25 protein-coding genes are annotated in these 25,828 nt (G+C 59.9%); 5 read left to right on the forward strand and 20 right to left on the reverse strand.

Annotated elements, in window-relative coordinates; genetic code table 11:
* Positions 1 to 5: 5 nt before the first annotated feature.
* The 13 genes from AN401_RS12205 to AN401_RS12265 all read right to left on the reverse strand — a co-directional run bounded on the left by AN401_RS12205 (position 6) and on the right by AN401_RS12265 (position 9,574).
* Complete coding sequence (locus AN401_RS12205; protein WP_096779508.1) at positions 6 to 575, reverse strand: recombinase family protein; 570 nt, start codon at positions 573 to 575, stop codon at positions 6 to 8.
* A gap of 179 nt (positions 576 to 754) precedes the next feature.
* Positions 755 to 982 carry a type I toxin-antitoxin system ptaRNA1 family toxin gene (locus tag AN401_RS12210; RefSeq protein WP_096779509.1) on the reverse strand — a complete coding sequence of 76 codons (228 nt, stop codon included), beginning with the start codon at positions 980 to 982 and terminating at the stop codon, positions 755 to 757.
* 65 nt (positions 983 to 1,047) lie between these two features.
* Positions 1,048 to 1,302 carry a hypothetical protein gene (locus AN401_RS12215; RefSeq protein ID WP_096779510.1) on the reverse strand — a complete coding sequence of 85 codons (255 nt, stop codon included), beginning with the start codon at positions 1,300 to 1,302 and terminating at the stop codon, positions 1,048 to 1,050.
* Between the two features lie 2 nt (positions 1,303 to 1,304).
* Positions 1,305 to 2,705 carry a P-type conjugative transfer protein TrbL gene (gene trbL, locus AN401_RS12220; RefSeq protein WP_096780364.1) on the reverse strand — a complete coding sequence of 467 codons (1,401 nt, stop codon included), beginning with the start codon at positions 2,703 to 2,705 and terminating at the stop codon, positions 1,305 to 1,307.
* A 14-nt stretch (positions 2,706 to 2,719) separates the two neighbouring features.
* On the reverse strand, positions 2,720 to 2,950 hold the full coding sequence (trbK, locus tag AN401_RS12225; protein ID WP_096779511.1) for an entry exclusion lipoprotein TrbK: 231 nt from the start codon (positions 2,948 to 2,950) through the stop codon (positions 2,720 to 2,722).
* An 11-nt stretch (positions 2,951 to 2,961) separates the two neighbouring features.
* Positions 2,962 to 3,732 (reverse strand): P-type conjugative transfer protein TrbJ, encoded by a 771-nt coding sequence (gene trbJ, locus AN401_RS12230; protein WP_096779512.1) that lies wholly within the window; start codon positions 3,730 to 3,732, stop codon positions 2,962 to 2,964.
* Between the two features lie 224 nt (positions 3,733 to 3,956).
* Positions 3,957 to 4,376 carry a type II toxin-antitoxin system VapC family toxin gene (locus tag AN401_RS12235; RefSeq protein WP_096779513.1) on the reverse strand — a complete coding sequence of 140 codons (420 nt, stop codon included), beginning with the start codon at positions 4,374 to 4,376 and terminating at the stop codon, positions 3,957 to 3,959.
* On the reverse strand, positions 4,373 to 4,627 hold the full coding sequence (locus AN401_RS12240; protein WP_096779514.1) for a FitA-like ribbon-helix-helix domain-containing protein: 255 nt from the start codon (positions 4,625 to 4,627) through the stop codon (positions 4,373 to 4,375). The genes AN401_RS12235 and AN401_RS12240 overlap by 4 nt, the downstream gene beginning before the upstream one ends.
* A 65-nt stretch (positions 4,628 to 4,692) precedes the next feature.
* On the reverse strand, positions 4,693 to 6,471 hold the full coding sequence (gene traI, locus AN401_RS12245; protein ID WP_096779515.1) for a TraI/MobA(P) family conjugative relaxase: 1,779 nt from the start codon (positions 6,469 to 6,471) through the stop codon (positions 4,693 to 4,695).
* Positions 6,468 to 6,842 carry a conjugal transfer transcriptional regulator TraJ gene (traJ, locus tag AN401_RS12250; RefSeq protein ID WP_096779516.1) on the reverse strand — a complete coding sequence of 125 codons (375 nt, stop codon included), beginning with the start codon at positions 6,840 to 6,842 and terminating at the stop codon, positions 6,468 to 6,470. Before traJ ends, traI begins: the two co-directional genes overlap by 4 nt.
* 867 nt (positions 6,843 to 7,709) lie before the next feature.
* Complete coding sequence (locus AN401_RS12255; RefSeq protein WP_096779517.1) at positions 7,710 to 8,465, reverse strand: ABC transporter ATPase; 756 nt, start codon at positions 8,463 to 8,465, stop codon at positions 7,710 to 7,712.
* Entirely contained in the window at positions 8,452 to 9,303 is an 852-nt protein-coding gene (locus tag AN401_RS12260; protein WP_096779518.1) for a helicase RepA family protein, read from the reverse strand. The genes AN401_RS12255 and AN401_RS12260 overlap by 14 nt, the downstream gene beginning before the upstream one ends.
* A 4-nt stretch (positions 9,304 to 9,307) precedes the next feature.
* Positions 9,308 to 9,574 (reverse strand): helix-turn-helix transcriptional regulator, encoded by a 267-nt coding sequence (locus AN401_RS12265; protein ID WP_456300616.1) that lies wholly within the window; start codon positions 9,572 to 9,574, stop codon positions 9,308 to 9,310.
* Positions 9,575 to 9,606: 32 nt separating this feature from the next.
* Between AN401_RS12265 and AN401_RS12270 the strand changes: the two genes are divergently transcribed.
* From AN401_RS12270 to AN401_RS12280, 3 genes are all read left to right on the forward strand, one after another.
* Positions 9,607 to 10,605, forward strand: a complete 999-nt coding sequence (locus AN401_RS12270) for a hypothetical protein (protein WP_198401732.1) — start codon at positions 9,607 to 9,609, stop codon at positions 10,603 to 10,605.
* A gap of 181 nt (positions 10,606 to 10,786) precedes the next feature.
* Positions 10,787 to 12,391 (forward strand): ATP-dependent nuclease, encoded by a 1,605-nt coding sequence (locus AN401_RS12275; protein WP_096779520.1) that lies wholly within the window; start codon positions 10,787 to 10,789, stop codon positions 12,389 to 12,391.
* The gene (locus tag AN401_RS12280; protein WP_096779521.1) at positions 12,384 to 13,451 is read left to right on the forward strand and encodes a UvrD-helicase domain-containing protein; all 1,068 of its coding nucleotides are present in this window, start codon (positions 12,384 to 12,386) and stop codon (positions 13,449 to 13,451) included. Before AN401_RS12275 ends, AN401_RS12280 begins: the two co-directional genes overlap by 8 nt.
* A gap of 214 nt (positions 13,452 to 13,665) precedes the next feature.
* On the opposite strand, the gene AN401_RS12285 is transcribed toward AN401_RS12280, so the two are convergent.
* The 3 genes from AN401_RS12285 to guaB all read right to left on the reverse strand — a co-directional run bounded on the left by AN401_RS12285 (position 13,666) and on the right by guaB (position 18,304).
* Complete coding sequence (locus AN401_RS12285) at positions 13,666 to 14,865, reverse strand: tyrosine-type recombinase/integrase (RefSeq protein WP_096779522.1); 1,200 nt, start codon at positions 14,863 to 14,865, stop codon at positions 13,666 to 13,668.
* Between the two features lie 307 nt (positions 14,866 to 15,172).
* Positions 15,173 to 16,750, reverse strand: coding sequence for a glutamine-hydrolyzing GMP synthase (guaA, locus tag AN401_RS12290; protein WP_096779523.1), 1,578 nt, complete (start codon positions 16,748 to 16,750; stop codon positions 15,173 to 15,175).
* A gap of 90 nt (positions 16,751 to 16,840) precedes the next feature.
* On the reverse strand, positions 16,841 to 18,304 hold the full coding sequence (gene guaB / locus AN401_RS12295; RefSeq protein ID WP_096779524.1) for an IMP dehydrogenase: 1,464 nt from the start codon (positions 18,302 to 18,304) through the stop codon (positions 16,841 to 16,843).
* Between the two features lie 157 nt (positions 18,305 to 18,461).
* On the opposite strand from guaB, the gene xseA reads away from it, so the two are divergent.
* On the forward strand, positions 18,462 to 19,808 hold the full coding sequence (xseA, locus tag AN401_RS12300; protein ID WP_096779525.1) for an exodeoxyribonuclease VII large subunit: 1,347 nt from the start codon (positions 18,462 to 18,464) through the stop codon (positions 19,806 to 19,808).
* Positions 19,809 to 19,823: 15 nt separating this feature from the next.
* Here the strand turns inward: xseA and AN401_RS12305 are convergent, their stop codons facing one another.
* Entirely contained in the window at positions 19,824 to 21,488 is a 1,665-nt protein-coding gene (locus AN401_RS12305; protein WP_096779526.1) for a methyl-accepting chemotaxis protein, read from the reverse strand.
* A gap of 231 nt (positions 21,489 to 21,719) precedes the next feature.
* Between AN401_RS12305 and AN401_RS12310 the strand changes: the two genes are divergently transcribed.
* Positions 21,720 to 22,190 carry an aminoacyl-tRNA deacylase gene (locus tag AN401_RS12310; protein ID WP_232513297.1) on the forward strand — a complete coding sequence of 157 codons (471 nt, stop codon included), beginning with the start codon at positions 21,720 to 21,722 and terminating at the stop codon, positions 22,188 to 22,190.
* A 311-nt stretch (positions 22,191 to 22,501) separates the two neighbouring features.
* Here the strand turns inward: AN401_RS12310 and sucD are convergent, their stop codons facing one another.
* The 3 genes from sucD to odhB form a co-directional block, all read right to left on the reverse strand.
* Positions 22,502 to 23,374: a succinate--CoA ligase subunit alpha gene (gene sucD / locus AN401_RS12315; protein ID WP_096779527.1), complete on the reverse strand. Its 873-nt coding sequence runs from the start codon at positions 23,372 to 23,374 to the stop codon at positions 22,502 to 22,504.
* Positions 23,375 to 23,378: 4 nt separating this feature from the next.
* A complete protein-coding gene (gene sucC, locus AN401_RS12320; protein ID WP_094040285.1) occupies positions 23,379 to 24,545 on the reverse strand; it encodes an ADP-forming succinate--CoA ligase subunit beta in 1,167 nt (388 codons plus the stop codon).
* An 80-nt stretch (positions 24,546 to 24,625) separates the two neighbouring features.
* Entirely contained in the window at positions 24,626 to 25,825 is a 1,200-nt protein-coding gene (gene odhB / locus AN401_RS12325; protein WP_094040286.1) for a 2-oxoglutarate dehydrogenase complex dihydrolipoyllysine-residue succinyltransferase, read from the reverse strand.
* Positions 25,826 to 25,828: the final 3 nt, after the last annotated feature.

A 25,828-nucleotide genomic window follows, 5' to 3' on the forward strand; every position in this document is an offset into this window, starting at 1 on the left:
AATCCTCATTGACGCGGCGTAACGATACCAACGTACTTGTAAAGGGTGGTACGGGAAACGCCATAACGGCGGGCTACATCTGCAACGCGCATGTCAGGATCGCGCAAAAGTGCCTTGATCTCCCGCATCTGCTGGTCGTCCAGCTTAGGCTTTCGGCCACCGGCCCGTCCACGCGCGCGAGCGGCGGCAAGCCCGGCCTGCGTCCGCTCCCGAATCAATGCGCGCTCGAACTCTGCCAAGGCTGCGAAAACGTGGAATTGCAGTTTCCCCGCCGCACTGCCGGTCTCGACTTTCTCGGTCAAGCTTTCAAAATGCACGCCGCGCTGCTCCAACTCGGCCACGATCTTCACTAGGTCGGGCAGGCTGCGCCCAAGGCGATCCAACCTCCATACCACAAGAGTATCCCCGGATCGTAGCGCCTTGAGGCATTGCTCAAGCTCTGGGCGTACCGCGTTCTTACCGCTGATCGCTTCTTCGTAGATCACGTTGCACTCGGCCTGCGTGAGCGCGTCGCGCTGCAGGTCTAGGTGCTGGTCGTCCGTCGAAACGCGAGCGTACCCTATGCGTTGATTCATTGACAGAACCAGGACATTGAAAAATTGACGGATATCTTAACGGTTTTGAACCTCATCAGCCATGAAAAACCGAGTCCCTTCAGATTGTCCATAAAACCATCATTTGATGAACACTTTTAGCCGCTAAAAAGAAAAGAGCGACCAACTTACCGCTCTTCCCTTCTTGGTATTCAGCACTGTCAGGGTGTCAAAGACTGCCGCGCGGCCTCGATGGTCTCTTGGAACTTCCCCCTTGATGCCTGGACGGTTTCGGCCTGGTAGAACATCACCATGAACATATTGGCAACTACCTCAGCCAGCAACCCGAGTTGCTGGGCATACTCCCGGTCGAGATATTCCAGCGCCGCCAAAGCAGCAGCCGCTTGATACACAGCTTGGCAGGGGTCTATAAATTGTTGTATTGCCAATATTCCCACTCTATCTGGTGGATTAAGGAAGTACCGGCCGGCCCGCGATGCCGGCCGGCGCACTTTTATCGGCCTAAGCTGAGAAAGCCGGCAGCCTCAGCAAATGGTGTGCTGCCCGTACTCGTTCCAGCGGATTTATCCATCACTCGGGCTTCTTCTCTCCCAGTTTCAACATCAGGGAAAGGATCAGGTCGGCCCACGAAAGCGGCAACCTCTGCGGCTGCATCCAGCTCTGCCGACTGATCCCCTACCGGCTCAAAATGGGCTGCCGTGTCTTGGCTAGCAACAACATCTAACCCGTCAAAAAAACTGCGCTTCATCGTCAGCCCTCCCGCTTCTTGTTGCTGTCGTTTGTGCCACCCAAGCTGTTACCTTCAAATGAAGGCGAGCTGGAACGGATCGAGGATGCCAAGCGGCCACCGGCCGTATCAGCCACGCGATCCTTGAACTTGTCCGCAGCCATAGAACCAGCCCCCTTAGCCAGATTCCCGGCTGTCACAGCAGCAAGGCTTGCTGCACGCTTTATCCCGCCAGTAGAACTGTCACTAAAACCTGCTGCTTGCGCGAACGGGGTGTCTCCCGTGCCCGTATCGCCACCGTTTGAGCTTTCACCCGCCCAGTTACCGCCGCCATGGCCAGTTTCACCGAAGCCTGGCATCTCGCCACCGGATGCCGAGGCGGCAGCCGACGCCTTTTCAAATGCCGCCTTAAGGGCCGAGGCGCCACCTACCGCATTTGCGACCCCTCCCAGCATGGCGCCACCGGCCATTTTGGCCCCTGCCATGGCCATGCCGGCCGCCGTCATGGCTGCGCCCATTGCAGCACCGGCCCCAAAAGAGCCAATGCCCATGGCACCGACGCTGCCGCCGGATACCAGGCCGGAGATCATGGGCGGCACCTTGTTCACCAGGAACAGCAGGATCACCGACACCACCAGCATCACCACCAGCTCCTGGGACGCCATGTTCTCGCTGATCTGCGAGTAATAATGAACGAGGAAATCCCGACCGATGGCGACAAGCAGCACCATGGCCATCAACTGGGCCGCAATGCCGAGAATGGCCTTGTAGTAATTGATCGCCATGTCCGAGGTCCAACGGGAACCACCAAAGCCCAGGAAGAACACGCCCGCGTACAGCACTATCCAACTGGCCGCCAGCAACAACAGCAGGTTGACGGAAATAATCGCCAGCACCAGCAATACCGCCAAGGCCATCAGCTCCATCACCAGCGCAGTGGCGAACTGTTGCCAGCTCAGCTCCGACGTGGCCTGTACCGTCCGGTCGTAGAGTTCAAAGCCAAGATCCAGGATGCTGGACGGGCCGAGATTACTGTTGGAAAGGCCGCCGGCCTGCGCGCCCAGGGTTTGCAATGACTGGACTATGGTTCCGGCAATGTTCATGCCTTGGTTCGCGTTCGTCAGCAGCCACCAGAAGAACCCGGTAAAGATGGTGAATCGCACCAGCTCCGCGAAGAACTCGCCGATGTCGGCCTTGCGCAACGCCATCATGCCGAAGGTCCAGACCATCGAGATCACCACCAGGGTCCAGAAGAGACGGCTCGCGGCCGCTTCTATGGCGGGCCCCCAGGTCGAGGCGGCACCATGAAAACGGTCCAGCACATCATCCATGATGTTGCTGCTGGACAGCTCCTGCGCCAGAACAGGCTCCGACACGACAACGGCGGCCAACACTCCCAGGCCACAAAAGGCTATTCGTTTCATGCTGTGGCCCCCCATCAATACCGGTCGGGGGAGCTGGGCTTAAACTCCCAGCTCCGCATTTGCCGGGCTTTCTCGAAGGATCGGCAAGCCTGGGTGAAGGCTTTCCGGTTCGCCTCGTTTCTCAGCTCGCGGATGGCCTGCTGAAATGCGGCCGGCGCACAGGTTGCCGCGCTCGCCTCCGGTACTACTTCCTGCTCACATCCGAACAAGGCAACCAGGGCCACCAATGGAATGATTCTTTTCATGGCGGCCTCCCTTAGTAGCGATCTGCTGAGCTGGGTTGATAGGTCCAGGTGCGCAGCTGCTGTTCCCGTGCTTCGCCCCTGGCGTAGGCATCCATTTCGGACGCCAGCCGGGCTGCCTCTGCATTCTGCTGGGCAATCAGCAGGCTACGGATCTGCAGGAGCTGGTTGGCCTGGTTGCTGGCGAGTTGGTTGGCGTAGCCGATGGCGGCAAGCTGGCCGTCTGCGCCCTGGGCGGCGAATTGCAGGCGTTCAAGCTGACGAGCGTCGGATTGCAGGTTGCGCTGCTGCTGGTTAAGCCCGCGAAACAGCGCGTCGTTGGCCGCTTTTTGGGACTCGGACGCCAGGCGGCGGTTTTTTTCCATCGCGGCTTTTTCGGCCGATGTGCAGCCACCGGAGCCGTTAAAACAGGGCGAGCTGCGGTAATAGGCCACATCCTGGAACTTGCCCAGGTAGGCATCGAGGCTGCCAAGCTGGTTCTGGTAATGCTGGAGCGTGTTGGTGGCCTGGACCAGATCATTGATGGTGGTCTGGGCCTGATCCCAAATGTAAGCGGCCGGAGCCATGGTGTTTTGCAGTTGGTTTTCGTACTGCTGGAGCTGGGTTTGATACTGCTCAATTTGCTTGAGCGTCTGCGCAACGGCCTCCATCGCTGACATCATGTTTTGCGACAGGTTGGTGCCGTCGACAACCGGAATGCCCGCCCGTGCTGGCACGGACGTGGTCAACGCCAGGGAGATGGCGAGCGCGGCCATTTTAGCCGCTAAAATACGTTCTTTTTGCATGATTGAGTGCTCTTAGTGTTGTCGTAACTAAGTTGCACCCACCAACCTGTAGCGGCTCGCCGGATATGGCTGCAAACCGCTACCCCTGCTGAACGTCAGCGGTGAATGTGGACCTCTACAGAGATAGCTCGTTACTTACTATCCCGGCGTCCGACCTGCGCGACACCGTTAAAACGCGCGGCCGCATTGTTGTTGAACATCGGTGTCATTGTCCTTGGGGACGGTTAGGCTTCCCAAGGGTTAATAGTGTCTACGCCCGCCGCTTCAAACGGGCTGACGTCTCGCGTGGCGACGATCATGCCATTGGCGGCGGCCGTCGCGGCGATATATCCGTCGGCTGCGCCGATTGCCAGGCCGGCTGCCCGTGCCTTCGCCATCAGCTCGGCGTAGGCTTTCGATGCCGACATATCGAACGGCAGCACCCGCCCGGCAAACAGCGGCAGAATTTGCTTTTCCAGGCTCTCTTGCAACCCGTCACGGCGTTTGCCGGCAGGCAACGATGCCATCCCGAAACGCAGTTCGGCCACCGTGATTGCCGACAGGTAAAGCGTTTCGAGCGCCTGCGCGTCAATCCATTCAATCACCCGGGCTTCGGGGGCCTGACGCAGTGGCTCCGAAACGACATTGGTATCCAGTACGATCATTCAAACGTCATCGGCTTGGCAGGGGTCTTGTCGCGCACCTGCTCGATGGTTTTAAGATCTTCATCGGTCAACTTGGCCCGACGGCCGATTTCGGCCAGCAGAGAACCCAGTTTCTTCCGGCCTTTCGGCTTTACGGCATTTTCCAGGATGTCGCGGATTTCCGCTTCGGCGCTGCGCCCATGCTGAGCAGCCAGCACCTTCAGGGCACGATGCACCTCATCCGGCACATTTCTAACAGTGATAGACGGCATGATTTCAAACCCCGCACTTGCTTTACATGACTGCATTTTAGCACACTGCAAGCATTGAACAAATTTTACCGCGCCCGCCCCTTGCTCTGCCGCCTCGCCTTCTTGGCGTCCAGCTCCGCCCGTAGCTTGGCCTTGCGGCGCTCCTGCTCGCTCGGCCCTGGCGGGGTCGGTGTGCTGACGGCCTTGTTTCCAAGACTCAGCGCATCGAGTTGAGACAGGGTTTGCAGCCGGTTACGGCGCATCGGCGGCGACTCCTGGCCGATTGGCGTTACTCCCGACCGTTTGGCCCGCTCCTGGACCCCGGTTGTACCCTGGCTGTTGGCCAGGGCCTGGCGACGGCGTTCCAGACCGGCATCCGCGAACCTAACAGGCAGTTGCCCATCCACGGCCGCCCGGATCACTCGGGCCTTGAACTCCGGCGAGCCATACACGGTAATGCGGTCGCCATAACGCTCCATCGCCAGCCGTAGCGCATTCTGGATACCTGTCTGGTCGGATTCCCTGGATACCTGGAGCCTGTCACCATCGTCGCGCACTGCACTGGAGCCGGCCCGGTAAATGATGGTGCCCTTCTTGGTGATGTTGTCGATCACCGCCGCATGACCGGGCTTTGCCCGCCCCTCTCCCTTGAGGGTATTGCCCTTGAGGCCCTGAGCGGCCTCTCTGGCCCGCAGCGCGGCCAGGGCCTCGGCATCGCCCTGCAGGGCCTCCCGCTTGAGCCAATCGGCCCAAGTGCGCTTTCCGTGGGCCTCATGGATGGCCTGCCGTTCTTCCCGGTACTGCTTATGGATGGCGTCAATGTCGGCTTTCAGGGCACTGCTGGCCTGGGCATACAGGAGCTTTTGGGTCAGCTTGCCGCCGCCGGCAAGCTTGATGGCCGCCCGCCTCGCCCTGCCGTTCATCTTGGCGTGCTCAATCCGGCGGTCTTTCTGTCGCCGGGCTTTATCCAGGGCGGCCGTTTTGTTGGCCGCCGCTGTCGCCTGCTCTGACTTGTACCGGGCGTAAAGCGCGCTGGTGTTCACCCGCAGCCGTACCGGATCTTTGCGGTACTGTCGGCGGGGCCTGGCCTGTTGCGCCTGGTCAGGCTCGAACGGGCCAAAACGGGCTTCCAGCTTCGGCTTGGAGAAATCCCGCCCCAGGGTGCTCGCCTTGACCATAACGTCATCGCCGGCCATCACCACCAACCCATTGCCCCGCCCCCGGAGTTCCAGGCCGTTGTAACGCATCACCCGGTGCAGCTCACCCCAGGACTGCGCGGCCTTGAGTTCGTCCAGGCACTCGCGCTTGATCCAGCCGATCAGGCTTTCAATGCCGGCGTGGCGCTCCATGTCGGCCGCCCGGGCCTCGGCACCACGCCGGCGCGGCATATGATTGTCCCGCTGCAACCCGTAATCCCGCTCCATGGCTTCGCACAGCTCGGCCAGCGTCTGGTGTGGGTAGTAGGGCTCGTGGATGGTGTTCCGCGTCGGGTGGATCTTGTTGATGGCGATATGGATATGCAGGTTGTCGGTGTCGTTGTGAACGGCACTGATACGCTGGTGCTCGCCAAAGCCCAGTCCCTCGCAAATACGATCCTCGATGGCAGCCAGGGTCTCGGCTTCAACCTGCTCCCCAGCCCGGAAGCTGACAATCAGGTGATAGGTTTTGTCACTCTTCGCCCTGGTATTGGCAAACTGGGTCGCCAGCACTTCGCTGATCGCGTCCCGGACCGAATGCGCCTCGCAATTGGTCAGCCGAACGGCCCCCAACCGATGCTCCTTGCTCTGTTTGTCGGTGATGTAATTCACCAACCCGGCAAAGTCGGATTTGCCCTGTGAGCGCATGGCAACGTGTTTGGCTATCATGACTCGGCCTTCGGCCGAAGTATGGACTCCATGAGGAGGCTCATCTGCTCCTGCGTCGCCTCGATGCGGCCCAGAACCGCCAGGATGGTATTGGCCCCGACTCCGGCCACCCTGGCGTCATTCGTCAGCCAGAGTTTCAGCAGGCCACCCAGGCGGCCCAGGTCGCCATTCACCCTGACCAGTTCGCGCACCTGCTCGGCATCGGTCACACCGCGAACCTGGTAGCCCTGGCCGACCAAGCGCAGATAGGTCGAGGCGCTATGACCCGCCCTCCTGGCGTTGGTCTCGATGGCCGCCCTTTCCTCGGGCAGGCAATAGACCTTGATCGGATTACTGCCCTTTCTCGTTGGCTTGTTCTCGCTTGTCTCCATGTCACCGTCCTCTTCGTGATTGCCAGCTGAGCTGGACGGCCCCGCAGGGCAGGATGAACGTTGAGCACCGCAGGTGCGAATAAGGGCCAGTGAAGAGGCTCCGCCATGCTTGCATGGTGGGCCTACTTCACACATCCTGCCCGCACCTCGGCGTTGATTCTTGCGCGTACGCCATGTGCAAAGCATCGCTATTACCGTGCACTCGTCGTGTAATCCTGTGGAATCGCACACAATCAGCCTTAAACAGCGCAGTAGCTGATGCTTGCAGCGATAATGCAGCGCGCCAACAGTGGTAAAACAGCGCTCTAATCGTGTTCGCCCCATGGCAGCTGACCTTGCGCTTTACACCTTGGAATACACAGGTTTCCACCCGCTTTCCCCACTACCAGCCCGGCCGCCCCTCAAATGTCAATAACGCCAAAGTGCCGTGCCTCAAGCCGTCAACCAGACCAAAATGCTGACTCCAGGTGGCAATACAACCGTAACCGGCGCCCCCAGGTGTCAATCAAGCCGGATGGCTGCCCCTCAAATGTCAATAAAACCGAGGCCCGCCCCTCAAGTGTCAATAAACCACGCCATAGCAATTCCTTTGCGGCGCTCCTTTGTCTTCTCCGGCAGCACTGTAGCCGGAGGCCAACTCGGACCTGGCAACCCTCCCCTCCTGGCGTTCAACCATCGGCCATAGGCCGATTGATAAAGCCCGACAAGGGCTTTATCAAGAAAGGTGTAATCGCCCGCATCAAGCGGGCGGTTATACCGCCTGGATATCCTGAAATATCCTGAAGATCCTGCTAAAACGGCAAAAATTCGGGCGGCTGTACCACGCTTCCGGGCGGTTGTGCCACGCCTTCGGGCGGGTACGCCACGCTATCGGGCGGCTGTGCCACGCTTCACCCTATTATCATCAGTGATTTCTATCCCCAGCTCGGCAAGCCCAGCGGCATCATGTTTCAGTCGTCTACGCCCATCCCGCACGGCCTGGCCAGCAACATCATCACCGCATACGGCACGGATCAGGGTATCCATATGCCAGCCCCCAGCTGGATCATGCTTATGGGTCAGCACATGGCGAGCTACCGCTTGACTGATCCCATGCTTGAGCCTGGTGATAGGCGCCGGCTGGTAGTGAAGGGATAAGTCGTGCTCCAGCAGCATGACCAGGGCAACTCCCAACCGGACACGCCACAGGTTGCGTTTTCCCCTGGTCAGAGGGTCGGGACGAGTCATCGGTGATGGTATTACGTGATCGATCAGGCCCCCGATAATTGGGAAATCAAACTGCGGCGTCTCTATAGTGATGGTCGCCGCCCGCAGTTCAGCCAACAGCTTCTCAATCTGGGTAAGGCTGTATTGATGATCGGACATTGTCCGGCGAAGCTTCGCAGGGTCTACCAGAAGCTCCACTCCGCCATCCGACACATCCCGCTTCCGCTCGGCAACATACAGCATGGATTCCATAAGGTCGGCATGGCGCTGTCCGAGCCTGCCGGTTACTCGACAGCGACCAAAGCAGGTGTCCATCCATTGCCCCTTGCGTTCTCGGGGACGCTGAGTGGGTTGATAGATCATCACACGAGCCTGTAACGCCGTGCTGGTGGGAGCGACCTTGTTACCAGTTGTCATCACCAATCCCTGCCACTGCTTTCGGCTTCACAAACTGCTGCCGCTTTTGCCGCTCCAGAACGGCCGGCTTGAGTACGCCCCCTTCATGTCGGCGCAACCAACGTTCGGGAAAAGGTGCGCCGTAATTGGCTTTGCTTACGCCAAAGCGGACGAAGTAACCCCGCTGGCCGTCATCCACTCCCCATTCCTCGGCCTCCCCTGGCGTCATGCCTGAGAGGTAGGATTGCCAACGGATGTTATCGACCAGCACAGATGAGCCACGGCTGGCTTGCTGTTGGTCGCCAGCGCCCATCATGGCCGCTCCCTTGCTGGAATGATGCAGAAATACGATGGCGCAGCCCGTTTCGGCGGCGATGGCCTCCATCCGGCCAATCACCTGCGACATGGGCCCGCTGGCATTCTCTTCCTCGATATGGAAACGGCGCAGTGTATCCAAGATCAGCAGGCGTCGACCCTCTGCAACCTGCCTGAGGCCATCAAACCATGCCGAAGACATAATGTCGGGGCACCTGCCAATCAATGGCTCAACCAGCAGTCCATCAGCCACCGCCTGCTGCTGTGGAGGCGTGAGGTAGCTTCCCAGGACGTGCAGCCGATGATGGATAGCCGCAGTCGGATCTTCGGCTGGCAGGTAAGCCACGGCGCCGGAGGGAAACTCGCCAATATCCAGCAGGTCGGGACCACCGGCAATCTGTGCCGCCAGTTGCAAGGCCAGCATGGACTTACCCGCCCCGCCAGGCGACACAATAGCCCCCACGGTTCCCGCAACCATATTCGGCAAAACGTAATCAATCGCCGGCGGCAGCTCAGTAAAAGCCGTCATAAGATCAAGGGCCATACTGTCAACCTCCGATAGTCTGGCCGGGTCGCATAGCCTGGATTCCTGAAGATTTACGCTCTTCAATCCATTCTTCGACCTCCGACAGATCCCAGGCGACGTTTCTGCTTGTAAGCACAATGCGGCGCGGAAATTCGCCTCGCTGCTCCAGGTTGTAGATTGTCCGTGCTGAAAGCGGGATCATCTCCAGGAGCGCTTTTCTATTGATGAGTGTCTTGTGTGCCATTGTTTGCATGTGTTTACCTCCAACAACCAGTGAAGGCTTGATCATGTCCAACAATGCTACTTGATTAAGGCTATTAGTTGGCTAAAATGGTTGACATGAAAAATAAACCAAACATCGTCGTCTGGGAGAACTGTGACCCGGCCGTTTCAGCAGCCATCCGGCAGTTTGAGGAACGCTGGCAGCCATACTCAGTGTCTTCACGGCGCTACCCCATAGTGCGCCTAATAGAGGAAGTGATCGATCCCGCTGTGGCCGCCTACATGGCGACCCTTCCGGTGAGTTATACAGGCTATGTCCCTGGTGCCGGCACAGGAGTGGGGCTCAGCGCCATCATTCGACTGGTGGGGCTTGAGGCCATGGTTCGCATGCAACGTCAGTTGTTGCGCCAGTTCATCAAGACGGAAGATCGGCAGACTACGAGAGACCAGTGCTTTGTTGCGACTCTTGAATCCTTGGTCGGTTTGGTTTGGGACTGCGCGTGCAAGCGCCCCAAGAAGTCAGTCTCCAAAAAGGGAGTCAACCTAAATGGTCAACGCAAACATGGCTTTTGCGAGTTCTGCGGCAACCCGACAGAGTTCGCCGCCTTTATGACGACGGTAGCGGAAGAGCAGATCAATGATGCCGAACTCGAAGACCACAAGAAATTCGAACTCAGCCACCAGTACTGCACCGAGCATCGCCCCAAGCTGGTAAATGGCGAGTGGAACCCCGCATACAGACAAGCAAAACGTTCCCTGGCACAATTTAATATCGAACTCGCCAGGCTAACTCATCAGTGCGCCAATCGTTCCAAACCTCACGCCATGTCTGGCGATGAGCTGATCGACAGCTATTTCTTCCAATTAATGCTGCGGCTAACCTTGCAGCCAGCAGATAAAGCCGAGTTGCGTCACCTTGCCCGTTGGATGGTAGATTCCAAGTTGTCGGACACCAAGAAAAAGATGCTGGTACTACAGAAATCTGGATCCAACCAGTCTGAAATTGGGCAACGTATACTAAACAGCGAACAACAGCCTATGACGCGCCAAGCTGTGTCTAAAGCGTTGGCGACAGTTCGAAAGGAATTCCGATTATGAAGTCCGCCGAGGCTGAAGAGGAATTTTAGCGGCTAAAATCACGATGAGGCTTTGAGTTCTCTAAGAAATCAGGGCATATTTAGCTGTTGCTTGAGTACTTAACTCCCCCTATCTGAGAACGGCGAAAACTTGTAGCCTAGGTTGGTCAGGCTCCAATAAAATCATCAAAGGACTGTTGATTATGATCACCAAAATCCGTATTCGTGGGTATCGGATATACAAGGACTTCACGCTCTACCCAAACCCGAAGAAGAACATCCTGATAGGTGATAACGACGCCGGCAAATCTACCTTGATGGAGGCTGTGTCACTGGCACTTAACGGGCGAATCGGTGGCCGAAACGTGCTGGATGAGCTAAACCCGCACTGGTTCAACTCCGAGTTGGTTGATCAATTCGTTGCCGCCCGAAATGCGGGTGATAAACCATCCTTCCCCGAAATTCTAATTGAGCTGTACCTGCGTGATGATGCTGAACTCCAGGTGCTGTGTGGGGCGGTTAACACCGACGTACCTACTAATGCCTGTCCCGGTGTGTTCCTACGGATATTCCCGAATGAGGAATACCAGGACATGTTGGACGAATGGTTGAAGGCCCCAAGCGAGCTATTGCCCGTGGAGTACTATATGTACGAGTGGCGTTCGTTTGCAGACTGTGAGTTGATTAAGCGCCCGAGAGTCCTGTCTGTTGCTACAATTGATTCCCGCACAGTTAAGTCCACAACCGGTGTGGACTACCATTTACGGCAGATCCTGAGCGATCATCTAGAGCCCCCTGAGAAGGCGGCAATATCGCTGGACTACCGAAAGATCAAAGCATCGATGACTGAGGGGGCGCTTGCACCGATCAATGCTCGCATCGCGGAGTTGGGTGCTGCGCTGCAATCCGAGCCCATGGCTCTAGCTATGGATCAGACATCCAGGACATCCTGGGATAGCGCCATTACTCCTCACGTAGATCGTGTGCCATTTGCAATGGCAGGGCTTGGCCAGCAGGCAGCGATAAAGATCTCTCTAGCTATGAAACGGCATGCAGCTAAGGTGAAGATTGTGATGATCGAGGAGCCCGAAAATCACCTCTCCCATACCAGCCTGAGAATTTTGCTGGACCGTATTGAGTCGCTGGCCTCGGATGAGCAGCAGCTCTTCATCTCGACTCACAGTACCTACGTGTTGAACCGACTTGGTCTGGATGCCTTACATCTTCTGAACCGTAACCAAGTGTCGAAAATTACTGACCTGTCTCCAGAAACTGTCCGTTATTTCCAGCGACTGCCTGGATACGACACCTTGCGGTTGGTTCTGGCAAGAAAGGTGGTGCTGGTTGAAGGGCCTTCCGATGAAATAATCTTCGAGCGAGTGTTTAAAGATCGATTCGGACATAGTCCAATGGAGGCTGGGGTTGATGTCGTCAGCATGCGTGGGCTTGCTCTCGCGCGTTGCTTGGAGCTATGCCAGGCTATCGACAAGCCGGTAGCGGTCATGCGAGACAACGATGGAGTCGAGCCCGAGGAGCTAAGAGAGACCGTTAAGCAGTGGCTGGACGGCAAAAAGCGGGAGCTTTTCATCGGCGCTGTGGCTGATGGACGAACTCTTGAACCTCAGTTGGTCAAAGCGAATGGAGAAGAGCATCTAAGAGAGGTACTAGGAATCGCTGCAAGGGCTTGTTTGGATACCTGGATGACGCGCGAGAAGACCGAAGGAGCGATACGAATCGCCGAGTCAGATAAGCCTTTGACGCCGCCAGGGTATATGAGCGCAGCTGCAGAGTTCATCCAGCATGTCTAACTTCCTTACTTTAGCGGTGGCTGGCGGTCGTAAGACCCAAAGTCTAGTGAATCACTGCCAAGCATTGCCCTCAGAGCGTAAGGTTGCGCTACTGACGTTCACTCAAACGAACCAACAGGAGGTGAAGGCTAGGCTAACTGCTCAGGCTGGCCATGCCACTGGAGTGGAGGTCATGGGGTGGTACACGTTTCTGCTCAGGCATTTTGCAAAGCCATTTCTGCGCTTCAAGTTTCCTGGTGAGCGAGTCGGGGGCTTCGATTTTGACGGGCGTCCAGGCAGATTTGCGCGAGGCAAAAGCAGGTTCATGACTGCCGACAACAGAATCTTTAGCTGCGAGCTAGGCCGGCTGGCTTTTGAATTAATGGAGGCCACACCGGCGCTGCTAAACCGCTTGGAATGCATCTACGACGAAATCCTAATCGACGAGGTTCAGGATCTTGCTAGCTACGATTGGGAGATCTTACAGTTGCTACTGCATTCCAATATTGAAGTGCGGTTGGTTGGTGATGTGCGTCAGGCCGTTCTCTCCACAAATCCTCGAGGGCGCAAGAACAAGCAGTTTGGTTACGCCGCTTCGTTGGAATGGTTTCTAGAGCGCGAGGCAGAAGGCTGCCTAAACATCACCTATGCAACGATTACTTATCGGTGCAGGGAGGAAATTGCGGCCTTTTCGGACAGCATTTTTGATGCGAGATGGGCCTTTCCGAGGACCACATCAGAAAACAATGATGAGACGGGGCACGACGGTGTTTACCTGGTGCGTTCCGAGCATGTCTATGAGTACATGGCCCAGTTCAGCCCTCAATGTTTAAGGTACAGTATAAGCTCGGCCAAACATCTGGATCTTCCATTCCAGAATTTCAAAGGGGTTAAAGGTGCCACCTTTGAGCGTGTGCTGATTGCTCCTACCAAAAACATAGAAAACTTCATCAAGAACGGAACACCTTTGGAGTCGACAGCTGCTGCAGCGTTTTACGTTGCAGTCACCCGCGCCAAGCAAAGCCTTGCAATCGTGCTCGACCTGCCAGGGAAGTCTCACCTGCAATACTGGGCTCCCTGACTCCGGCCAGGCCAACTACAGTGCCGCTAATGGCCAATTCTGCCAGTCGCCGCTGACCGCTTTGGGCCGAAAGCTACAGTTGGCCGCGTCCGCAACGTGCGCTAAGCAAAATATCTGGCGTTATGACAGTACCTGCTGAAAGAAACAGCTACACACTCGATACATCGAGTCTGACTAGCGTATACAGGTTACCTATGCGTTCAGCTAAAAAAGATTAGCAAGCACTTCCGACAGTCCACTCATCAATCATATCTGCCCAGTCCTGTAACATGGCTGTGCGCTGCTCGCGGTACTCGGCTTTGTTGTACACCGCCCTTACCCCCTTCTGCTCGTGGGCTAGGCATTTCTCGATCCAGTCGGTATTGTAGCCCGCTTCGTGCAACAGGGTACTGGCGGTGCGGCGCAGATCATGGGGGCCGAACTTGGCCAGGGGCTGCCCTTCTTTCTGAGCCAGCTTATAGGTCAGGTCCATCACCCTGTTCAGGGTGGCACTGCTCATGGGCAAGTCGGAGTCGTAACGGGACGGCAGAACGTAGTCTGAGCCACCCGAGAAGGTCTTGAGGGCAATGAGAATATCCAGGGCCTGCCGGGATAGGAACACCAGGTGGGGGTTCCGTCGCTTCATCCGCTCCTTGGGGATGGTCCACAGCGCCTCGCTGAAGTTAATTTCGCTCCAGGTGGCATTGGTCAGCTCGCTTTTGCGCACCATGGTCAGCAGCAACAGCTTGACCGCCGCCCGGATGGAGGGCGATGTACCGATCCGCCCCATGTACTCATACATGAGCCGGATTTCCTCCGGCGACAGGGTACGGTCTCGCGGCTCAAACCTGGCAATGCTGGTGGGCCTTACCAGGTCGGCCGGGTTCTCTACCTTCTGCCCTCGCTCGATGGCCCAGCGATAAACCTGGAGCACAATGTCACGGGTATGAACGGCCGTCGCAGGGGCGCCTCGCTCCACAATGGCATCGGTCAGCATGCGCAAATCTTCATGGGTGATCTCGGTCAGCTTCTGATTACCGAATTTCTTCTCCAGTTCCCGGGCATAAACCGAGCGGCGCATATCACGGGTAGAGTCCGCCATCTGGTAGCCCCGCAGCCACTTTTCCGCCCAGGCACCAAAGGTTTCGGCGTCTTTCACCCGGGCCTTGTTCCGGGCTTTCTCCTTGGCCGGTGACTTGCCATCGGCCACCATGCGCTTGGCTTCATTCAGCCGCTCCCGGGCTTCCGCCAGGGTAATGCCGCCCACGCCATAACGACCGAAGGTGATCGTCTCCTGCCGACCATGGATGGAATAGTTGTAACGGAACGAGACGGTGCCGGCCGGCGTCACGGCCACATAGAGGCCATCCCGGTCGTTCACCTTGTAGAGCTTCTCCCTGGGCTTGAGGTTACGCAGCTTGGTATCGGTCAGCATGAGTCTTGTCCTTCGTCGGTTTTGATACCATGCTGAAAACACCCCACAAAATAGCCATTAATTTATTTAAAAACAGCTAGTTATTGACTTTTGATACCATGAGTTCACAAGGCAGCGCAGCATGGTATCGGCTCTCGCTTATGGCATCACCCGCTGATAATACCACCCTGAATACCACGCTCAAGACCTGCTTGGGGCTGCCAAATCTTGCCAGACAGTGCAGACACCAGAGACAAAAAAGCCCATTAAAACATGGGCTTAAGTGTCATTTTATGCCGGTTGGTGCCAGCTGTTACCTAACGCGTGATCATTCCCACTCGATGGTGGCGGGCGGCTTGCCGGAGATGTCGTACACCACGCGGCTGATGCCGTCGATTTCGTTGATGATCCGGTTGGACACATGCCCCAGGAAGTCGTAGGGCAGGTGCGCCCAGTGGGCGGTCATGAAATCGATGGTTTCCACCGCGCGCAGGGACACCACCCAGTCGTACTTGCGGGCGTCGCCCATCACGCCGACCGAGCGCACCGGCAGGAAGACGGTGAAGGCCTGGCTGACCTTGTTGTACAGGTCATGCTTGTGCAGCTCCTCGATGAAGATGGCGTCGGCCCGGCGCAGCAGGTCGCAGTATTCCTTCTTCACTTCGCCCAGCACCCGCACGCCCAGGCCCGGGCCCGGGAAGGGGTGGCGGTAGAGCATGTCGTAGGGCAGGCCCAGTTCCAGGCCGACCTTGCGCACCTCGTCCTTGAACAGCTCCTTCAGCGGCTCGACCAGCTTGAGCTCCATGTCTTCCGGCAGGCCACCCACGTTGTGGTGGGACTTGATCACGTGCGCCTTGCCGGTGGCGGAGCCGGCGGATTCGATCACGTCCGGATAGATGGTGCCCTGGGCCAGCCACTTCACGTCCTGGATCTTGCCCGCTTCCTCGTCGAACACCTCGATAAACACCCGGCCGATGATCTTGCGCTTGGCTTCCGGATCGTTTTCGCCGGCCAGGGCGGCCAGGAAGCGCTGCTCGGCGTTGACGTGCACGATATTGAGGCCGAAGTGATCGCCGAACATTTCCAGCACCTGGTCCGCCTCGTTCAGGCGCAGCAGGCCGTTGTCCACGAACACGCAGGTCAGCCGCGGGCCTATGGCCCGGTGCAGCAGCATGGCGGTCACGGAGGAGTCCACGCCGCCGGACAGGCCCAGCAACACCTTGCCGTCGCCCACCTGCTCGCGGATGCGGGCCACCGCGTCCTCGATGATGGAGGCCGGGGTCCACAGCGCCTCGCAGCCGCAGATGCCGCGCACGAAGTGCTCCAGCATGCGCGCGCCCTGGCGGGTGTGGGTCACCTCGGGGTGGAACTGCACGCCGTAGAAACGGCGCTGCTCGTCGGCCATGGCGGCGAAGGGGCAGTTGCCAGTCTGGGCCACCTTGGTGAAGCCTTCGGGCAGGGCCACCACCTTGTCGCCGTGGCTCATCCACACGTCGAGCAGGGCGTTGCCCTGGTCGTCAATGGCGTCTTCGATGTTGGCGAACAGGGCGCACTCGGCCACCCGCTGCACCTGGGCATAGCCGAACTCCCGCTCGCTGGAGCCGGCCACGGCGCCGCCCAGCTGTTCGGCCATGGTCTGCATGCCGTAGCAAATGCCGAACACCGGCACCCCGGCGTTGAACACATACTCCGGCGCCCGCGGGCTGCCGGCCTCGGTGACGGACTCGGGCCCCCCGGACAAGATGATACCGTTCGGATTGAAGTCGCGGATCTGAGCTTCGGTCACGTCCCAGGCCCACAGCTCGCAGTACACCCCGAGCTCCCGCACCCGGCGGGCGATGAGCTGGGTGTATTGGGAGCCGAAGTCCAGAATCAGGATCCGGTTATCATGAATATTCTTGGTCATCGTCTTCCTACTAGTTTCAAGGGCCGCCTGTGGGGGGCCAGACGGCAATAGAAAAACGGGGGATTGCTCCCCCGTTTGTTGCTTTCGGGTTCAGCCCAGCCGGTAGTTGGGGGCTTCCTTGGTAATGGTCACATCGTGGACATGGGATTCCTGGATGCCGGCGCCGGATATCTTAACAAATTCCGCCTTGGTGCGCAGGTCGTCGATGGTGGCGCTGCCGGTCAGGCCCATGGCGCTGCGCAGGCCGCCCATCTGCTGGTGGATGATTTCCTTGAGCTTGCCCTTGTAGGGCACCCGGCCTTCGATGCCTTCCGGCACCAGCTTGTCGGCGGCGTTGTCGGTCTGGAAGTAGCGGTCGCTGGAGCCCTTGGTCATGGCGCCGAGCGAACCCATGCCCCGGTAGGACTTGAAGGAACGGCCCTGGAACAGCTCGATTTCACCGGGGGATTCCTCGGTGCCGGCGAACATGGAGCCCATCATCACACAGTGGGCGCCGGCGGCCAGGGCCTTGGCGATATCGCCGGAGAAACGGATGCCACCGTCGGCGATCACCGGAATGCCGGTGCCCTTCAGGGCCTCGACCGCGTTGGCCACGGCGGTGATCTGGGGTACGCCGCAACCGGTCACGATACGGGTAGTACAGATGGAGCCGGGGCCTATGCCGACCTTGACCGCGCTGGCGCCGGCCTCGGCCAGGGCGAGCGCGCCGGCGGCGGTGGCCACGTTGCCGCCGATGATCGGCAGGTTCGGATAGGCCTTGCGGGTTTCACGAATACGTTCCAGCACCCCTTCGGAGTGGCCGTGGGAAGAGTCGATCAGCAGCACGTCCAGGCCGGCGGCCACCAGGGCGGCGATGCGTTCTTCGTTGCCCGGCGCGGCACCCACGGCCGCACCCACCCGCAGCCGGCCCTGGTCGTCCTTGCAGGCGTTGGGCTTGCTCTCGGCCTTCTGGAAGTCCTTGGCGCTGATCATGCCGGTCAGCTGGCCATTGGCGGCCACCACCAGTACTTTCTCGATGCGATGCTCCTGCATCAGGGCCTCGACCTGCTCCCGGGCAGCACCCACCTGCACCGTCACCAGCCGCTCCTTGCCGGTCATGACCTCGTGCACCTTCTTGCTCATGTCCTGTACGAAACGGACATCCCGCCCGGTGATGATGCCGACCAGTTCCCCCTCGGCCGTCACTACCGGGTAACCGGCAAATCCGTTCTGGCGGGTCAGTTCCCGCACGTCGGCGATGGTCATGTCCGGACGGACGGTGACCGGATCGGACACCACGCCGCTCTCGAACTTCTTGACCTTGCGCACCTGCGCCGCCTGCTGTTCGATAGACATGTTCTTGTGAATAAAGCCGATGCCCCCTTCCTGGGCCAGGGCGATGGCCAGATCGGCCTCGGTCACCGTGTCCATGGCGGCGGAAACGATAGGAATGTTAAGATTGATTTCCCGGGTCAGGCGGGTGCGGAGATCGGCCGTGTTGGGCAGCACGGTGGAATGGGCTGGGACCAGCAGTACATCGTCAAAGGTCAGGGCGTCTTGGGCAATCCTAAGCATCGCAATATTCACCATAGGTTGGGGGAAAAATATTGCCGACAAATTGTAGGCATCCGCCCCCCTCCGGTAAAGCGATTTTTGTTATTTTGGCAAATTAAGCGCAAAATATCGGGCAAAGCCGTTTATTTTTATATAAAAATACTACTCAGGGGCCATTTTGTATCAGGAAAAGTTAACGGACATCTACACGGTCAGCCGCCTCAACCGCCAGGCCCGTTTGCTGCTGGAAGGCGAAATGGGCGCGGTCTGGCTGACCGGGGAAATCTCCAACCTGGCCACGCCGGGATCCGGCCACTGGTACTTCTCGCTCAAGGACAACCAGTCCCAGCTGCGTTGCGCCATGTTCCGCGGCAACAACCGCAGCGTCACCTTCCGGCCCAAAGACGGCGATCAGGTACTGATCTTCGGCAAAGTCACCCTGTACGAGCCCAGGGGCGACTACCAGTTGGTGGCCCAGACCATGGCACCCGCCGGCGAGGGCCTGCTCAAGCAGCAGTTCGAGGCGCTCAAGCAGCGGCTCAGTGCCGAGGGCCTGTTCGACGCCGGGCGCAAGCGCCCCCTGCCCGCCCATCCGGCCCGCATCGGCATCATCAGCTCGCCCACCGGCGCGGCCCTACACGACATCCTCACCGTGCTGGCCCGGCGCGCACCCCACCTGCGGGTGGTCCTCTACCCCAGCCAGGTGCAGGGCGAGGCGGCGGTGCCCCAGTTGCTGTCGGCCCTGGCCGCCGCCAACCGCCGGGCGGAAACGGATCTGCTGATCCTGGCCCGGGGCGGCGGCTCGCTGGAAGATCTCTGGTGCTTCAACGACGAACGGCTGGTACGGGCCATCGCCGCTTCCGCCCTGCCGGTGGTCAGCGCCATCGGCCACGAGGTGGACATCTCCCTGAGCGATCTGGTGGCCGACTTGCGTGCCCCCACCCCCTCCGCCGCCGCCGAACTGGTCAGCCGGGACGGCGAGGCGCAAATCCTGCAATGGCACCAGTGGGGCCAGCGGCTGGCCTCGGCCCAGCGCCGCTACCTGCAGGGCCAGGGCCTGCGCCTGCGGCAACTGGAGCAGCGCCTCGGCCGCCAGCATCCCGAACGCCGCCTGCAGCAACAGGCCCAGGGCCTGGACCAGCTGCAGTTACGCCTGTCGCGGGCCTGGCAGCGCCGGCTGGAGCAGGCCGGGCAACGCCTGGAAGCCCTGCGCCTGAGGCTGCAGTACCAGCATCCGGCCCGCCGCCTGCAAGACGGGCGGGAACGGCTGCACCACCTGGAGCGGCGGCTCGCCGGCCTGCTGGACCGCCGGCTGGAGCAAAACCGGCACCGGCTGGCGCTGGCCGCCTCCCGGCTCGACGCCATGAGTCCGCTGGCCACCCTGTCCCGGGGCTACAGCATCACCCTCTGCAACGATCAGCTGGTCACCGACGCGTCCCGGCTCGCACCCGGGGACGAGCTGCGCACCCGCCTGGCCCGGGGCGAGGTGCTGAGCCGGGTGCTGGAAGTCAAAGGGGACGCCTGAGCGTCCCCTTTTCCCTTAACCCGCCACCGGCTCCCCTGCCGGCAAGGCCTCGTCATCGCCCTCGTCCCGCCCCTGCAGCCGGTAGTGGGCGATCATCTGCTCCAGCACCCTGCACTCGGCCACCAGCTGCAAGCTGGCGGTGGCGGCGGAATGAGCCTGCACCAGGGTATCGCCGGACGAATCCCGCACCCGGGTGATATTGCGGCTCACCTCGGAGCAGACCGCGCTCTGTTCGTCCGCCGAGGCCGCCACCTGGGCGTTGAGCTCGTTGATGCGAGCCACCTGCCCGATGATGGCCTGCAGCGAGTCCATCGCCGCCTGGGTACGTTCCACGCTGTCCACCGTCTGCCCTTCCGCCTTCTCGATGGCGGAAACCGCATCCTTGGCCTCGCTCTGCAGCAGGCGGATCATGCCGGTGATCTCCTCCGCCGACTGCTGGGTACGCAGCGACAGGGTGCGCACCTCGTCCGCCACCACCGCGAAGCCCCGGCCCGACTCTCCCGCCCGGGCCGCTTCAATGGCCGCGTTGAGCGCCAGCAGGTTGGTTTGCTCGGCAATCCCCTTGATCATGTCCAGCACCTTGTCGACCTGATCGCAGCGCCCGTCCAGGGTACGGATCACCTCATCGATACGGCCGATCTCGCCGCGCAGGGCCTGGATACCGGAGATGGCCACCTGGGCCTGATCATTGGCGGTCAGGGCGAAGGCATGGCTCTGCTCGGAGGTCTCGGCAGTCAGGCGGGCATTCTCCCTCACCTCCCGGGCCGAGGCTTCCATCTCGTTGACGGCGGTGGCGATCAGCGCCGTTTCCCCGTCCTGGGCCTTGACCGAGCTGTCGGTACTCTGGGCGCCCTGCTGGATCTGATCCGCCGCCTGGTAGATGCGGCCGGTCACCTGGCGTACCTCTTGCAGGCTCTTCTGGAAACTGCCAAGCAGGCCATTGATGGCCCCGACCAGGCCGCCCAGCTCGTCCTTGCCCAGGGGCACCAGCCGGGTCGCCAGATCCCGCTCCCTGGCCAGTTGCTGCAACCGCCCGCTGATATTGAGGATGGGCCGCTTGAGGTAATGGTTCTGCACCCGCCACAACAGGAGGAAGGCGGCACCGAACACCAGCAGCAGCACGCCCCCCAGGCGCAGGTTGTTGTCGTGGATCCGGGCAAAGGTGTCGCTCAGATCGTAACTGATACGCACCGCCCCCATGACGGTGCCCTCCGGCACCTGGTGGCACTGCAGGCAGGCGGTGCCGCGGTACTCCTGGTAGGCCTTGTAGGGCTTGATCAGGGTGAGGTTGGGAATATTGTCGTCCAGGTGCAGTTCGAGCACGGTTTCGCCCTGCTCTATGGCCCGCCGGTCCAGCTCGTCCTCCACGCCCTGATCCGGCGCGCCCGGCCCGAACAGCTGGGTCACGGCCGGTGCCCGTATCACCCTCGCCTGCTGGATACCCAGCTCTTCCTGCACCTTGGTCTGCACCAGCTGACGCTGGTGGATGGCGCCGTTGACCATCAGCACATTGAGCTGATCCATATAGAGGTTGGCGGTGGTTTCAATCTTTTCCTCGGCCAGCTGCAGGGCCAGGGCCCGCTGCAACTGGGTGGACACGGCAAAGCACAGCACGAATACCAGCACGAAAATCACCAGCAGCGGCAGGAAAATCTTCCAGTTCAATGAGAGGTTACGCATTCCTTGAGACTCTCGTTCGGGTCCGTAAAAGAAAGTCATTCTAAGGTAATTGGCCGGTTAAAAAATGGTAATCCCACTCGTGCTTGATCTGGATCAAAGCCTCAAATGAAGCATTACAAAGTCAAGTTTTATCCGAGGGTCTATACTGGTTATGCAGCAGAGGAAGGCGGCCGGCTACGGTATGGCCTTCAGGAGGTAGTTATGGGTATGTCACTCAGATTGAAAGAGTACTTGGACCGACATCAGATCCCCTACGACATGGTGCATCACGCCTATTCCGAAGGGGCGGCACAGAGTGCCATCGCCGGTCATGTTCCCCTCGCCCAGATGGCCAAGGCGGTGATCCTGGAGCGGGACGACGGCAAGTCGATCATGGCGGTGATCCCCGCCGCCGACAAGGTGGACTTGCAGCGCCTGAACTATCTGGTTCATGGTGAAGTGCAGCTGGCCCCGGAGCGCACCCTGGAGCAGTGGTTCAACGACTGCGATCCCGGCGCCATCCCCGCCCTGGGCGATCCCTACGCCATCGACACCCTGGTGGACGACGCCCTGCTCGGCATGGCGGATGTCTACCTGGAAAGCGGCGACCACCGGGATCTGATCCACGTAGCGGGGGACGACTTCCGTCGCCTGGCACGGCACTGGCAACACGGCCAGTTCAGCATGAAACCGGATCCCTGGAGCAGAACGGAACGCATGTGACTGAAGCTGGAAGCTGGACGCTTGAAGCCGAAAGCTGGAAGAAAAAAGGAGCCGTTACAGGCTCCTTTTTTATGCGGTTGGCTTCTAGAGCACCGTTCAGTTTAAAATATGAGCAGTGCGATATTTCATCTGTAGGCGCCCGTTCACGTGGCGCAAGCCTGCCAACGGCATGGGCCGTGGACATTGGGCGCCGGTTTGTGCCGGCTAAAGCGGCACCTACAGCGACGGCCACAGCGGCACAAACCGGCAACTACGCAGAACCTGGCTGCCTGATGTTTAAACTATATGGTGCTCAAGCTTCCAGCTTTGTCTTACCAGCCGGTCACTTCGCGCAGTGCCTTGCCGATGTCGGCCAGGGAGCGCACGGTTTTCACTCCGGCGTCCTGCAGGGCGGCGAACTTCTCGTCCGCGGTGCCCTTGCCACCGGAGATGATGGCGCCGGCGTGGCCCATGCGCTTGCCGGGAGGAGCGGTCACACCGGCGATGTAGGACACCACCGGCTTGGTCACGTTGGCCTTGATGAAGGCGGCGGCTTCTTCCTCGGCGGTACCGCCGATTTCACCGATCATCACGATGGCCTCGGTCTCCGGATCCTCCTGGAACAGCTTCAGGATGTCGATAAAGTTGGAGCCCGGAATGGGGTCGCCACCGATGCCCACGCAGCTGGACTGGCCGAAGCCTTCGTCGGTGGTCTGCTTGACCGCTTCGTAGGTCAGGGTGCCGGAGCGGGACACGATGCCCACCTTGCCCTTCTTGTGGATGTGGCCGGGCATGATGCCGATCTTGCACTCGTCCGGGGTGATCACACCCGGGCAGTTGGGGCCGATCATGCGCACGCCGGCTTCGTCCAGCTTCACTTTCACGTCCAGCATGTCGAGGGTGGGGATGCCCTCGGTGATGGTCACGATCAGCTTGATGCCGGCGTCGATGGCTTCCAGGATGGCGTCCTTGCAGAAGGCCGCCGGTACATAGATCACGGTGGCGGTGGCGCCGGTGGCTTCGACCGCTTCACGCACGGTGTTGAACACCGGCAGGCCCAGGTGGGTGGTGCCGCCCTTGCCCGGGGACACGCCGCCGACCATCTGGGTGCCGTAGGCGATGGCCTGCTCGGAGTGGAAAGTCCCCTGGCCACCGGTAAAGCCCTGACAGATAACCTTGGTGTCTTTGTTGATCAGAATGCTCATTCTCTTATTTCCCCTGTGCGGCGTTAACGACCTGGACCGCGGCATCGGTCAGGCTGGTGGCAGCGATGATGTTGAGGCCGGACTCGGCCAGCTTCTGGGCACCGGCTTCGGCATTGTTGCCTTCCAGGCGTACCACCACCGGGACCTTGACGCCCACTTCCTTCACCGCGCCGATGATGCCCTCGGCGATCATGTCGCAACGGACGATGCCACCGAAGATGTTCACCAGTACCGCTTTCACGTTGCTGTCGGAGAGAATGATCTTGAATGCCTCGGTCACCCGTTCCTTGGTGGCGCCGCCGCCCACGTCCAGGAAGTTGGCGGGAGAGCCGCCGTGCAGGTTGACGATGTCCATGGTGCCCATGGCCAGGCCGGCACCGTTGACCATGCAGCCGATGTTGCCGTCCAGGGCCACGTAGTTCAGCTCCCACTTGGCGGCATGGGCTTCACGGGCGTCGTCCTGGGACGGATCGTGCATCTCGCGCAGCTTGGGCTGGCGGAACAGGGCGTTGGAGTCGATGTTGATCTTGCCGTCCAGGCAGTGCAGGTTGCCGGCGGTGGTGATCACCAGGGGGTTGATCTCGAGCAGGGCGAAATCATAGTCCAGGAACATCTGGCCCAGGCCCATGAAGATCTTGGTGAACTGCTTGATCTGGTCGCCTTTCAGGCCCAGTTTGAACGCCAGTTCACGGCCCTGGTAGGGCTGCGGGCCCACCAGCGGATCGATGGCGGCCTTGTGGATCAGTTCGGGGGTCTCTTCGGCGACCTTCTCGATTTCCACGCCACCTTCGGTGGAGGCCATGAACACCACGCGACGGGTGCCACGGTCGACCACGGCGCCCAGGTACAGTTCCTTGTCGATGTCGGTGCAGGACTCGACCAGGATCTTGGCTACCGGCTGGCCCTTGGCGTCGGTCTGGTAGGTCACCAGGTTCTTGCCCAGCCAGTTTTCGGCGAACTCACGGATTTCTTCCTTGGTCTTGGCCAGCTTGACGCCGCCCGCCTTGCCGCGGCCACCGGCGTGGACCTGGCACTTCACTACCCACATGTCGCCGCCGATCTTGCTGGCAGCCTCTACCGCTTCTTGCGGGTTGTCACATGCGTAGCCTTCAGATACGGGCAGACCGTATTCGGCAAACAGCTGTTTTGCCTGATATTCATGCAAATTCATGTTGCGTTTTCCGTTGTTGTGTTTGGGTTCAGGGCATAAAAACGGGTCGGGCCGCAACCCGACCTCTTGTTATTATCGCGTTACACGTCCAGCAGCAGACGGGTCGGATCTTCCAGCAGCTCCTTCACGGACACCAGGTAACCCACGGACTCGCGGCCGTCGATCAGGCGGTGGTCGTAAGACAGTGCCAGGTACATCATCGGCTGGATTTCCACCTTGCCGTTCACCGCCATGGGGCGTTCCTGGATCTTGTGCATGCCCAGGATGGCGCTCTGCGGCGGGTTGATGATGGGGGTGGACATCAGGGAGCCGAACACGCCACCGTTGGTGATGGTGAAGTTGCCGCCGGTCATGTCGTCCACGGTCAGCTTGCCGTCACGGCCCTTGATGGCCAGATCCTTGATGCTCTTCTCGATGTCGGCCAGGCTCAGGCGATCGCAGTCGCGCAGTACCGGGGTCACCAGGCCACGGGGGGTGGACACGGCGATGCTGACGTCGAAGTAGTTGTGGTAGACGATGTCGTCACCGTCGATGGAAGCGTTCACTTCCGGATAACGCTTGAGCGACTCCACCACCGCCTTCACATAGAAGGACATAAAGCCCAGACGGATGCCGTGGCGCTTCTCGAACACCTCCTGATACTGCTTGCGCAGGCTCATGATGGGGCCCATGTTGACCTCGTTGAAGGTGGTCAGCATGGCGGTGGTGTTCTTGGCTTCCAGCAGGCGCTCGGCCACGCGCTTGCGCAGACGGGTCATGGGCACGCGCTTCTCGGTGCGCTCGCCCAGGGGGATGACCGGGGCCTTGACCTCGGCGGCCGGCGCGGCCGGCTTGTTGCCGCCCTTGATAAAGGCTTCCACGTCTTCCTTGGTGATGCGACCGCCCTTGCCGGAACCAGCCAGCTTGGCCACGTCGATGTTGTGCTCGGCCACCAGGCGGCGAACCGCCGGGCTCAAGGCATCATCGGCGTCGGCCTTGGCCTCTTCCTTGGCTTCGCCATTGGCGGCAGCCGGCTTGTCCTTGGTCTCTTCACCGGCCACGGCGCCCTGCTTGAGCTTGCCGATCACCTGCTGACCCAGCACGGTGGCGCCGGCGTCTTCGAGGATGGCTTCCAGTACGCCCGCTTCGGGAGCCGGTACTTCCAGCACCACCTTGTCGGTTTCGATGTCGACGATCACTTCGTCGCGCTCAACCCGGTCACCCGGCTGCTTGTGCCAGGTAGCAATGGTGGCATCGGCGACAGATTCTGGTAGGTCGGGAACCTTGATTTCGATGGTCATCAA

Source organism: Zobellella denitrificans (assembly GCF_002407485.1).
Lineage (GTDB): Bacteria > Pseudomonadota > Gammaproteobacteria > Enterobacterales > Aeromonadaceae > Oceanimonas > Oceanimonas denitrificans.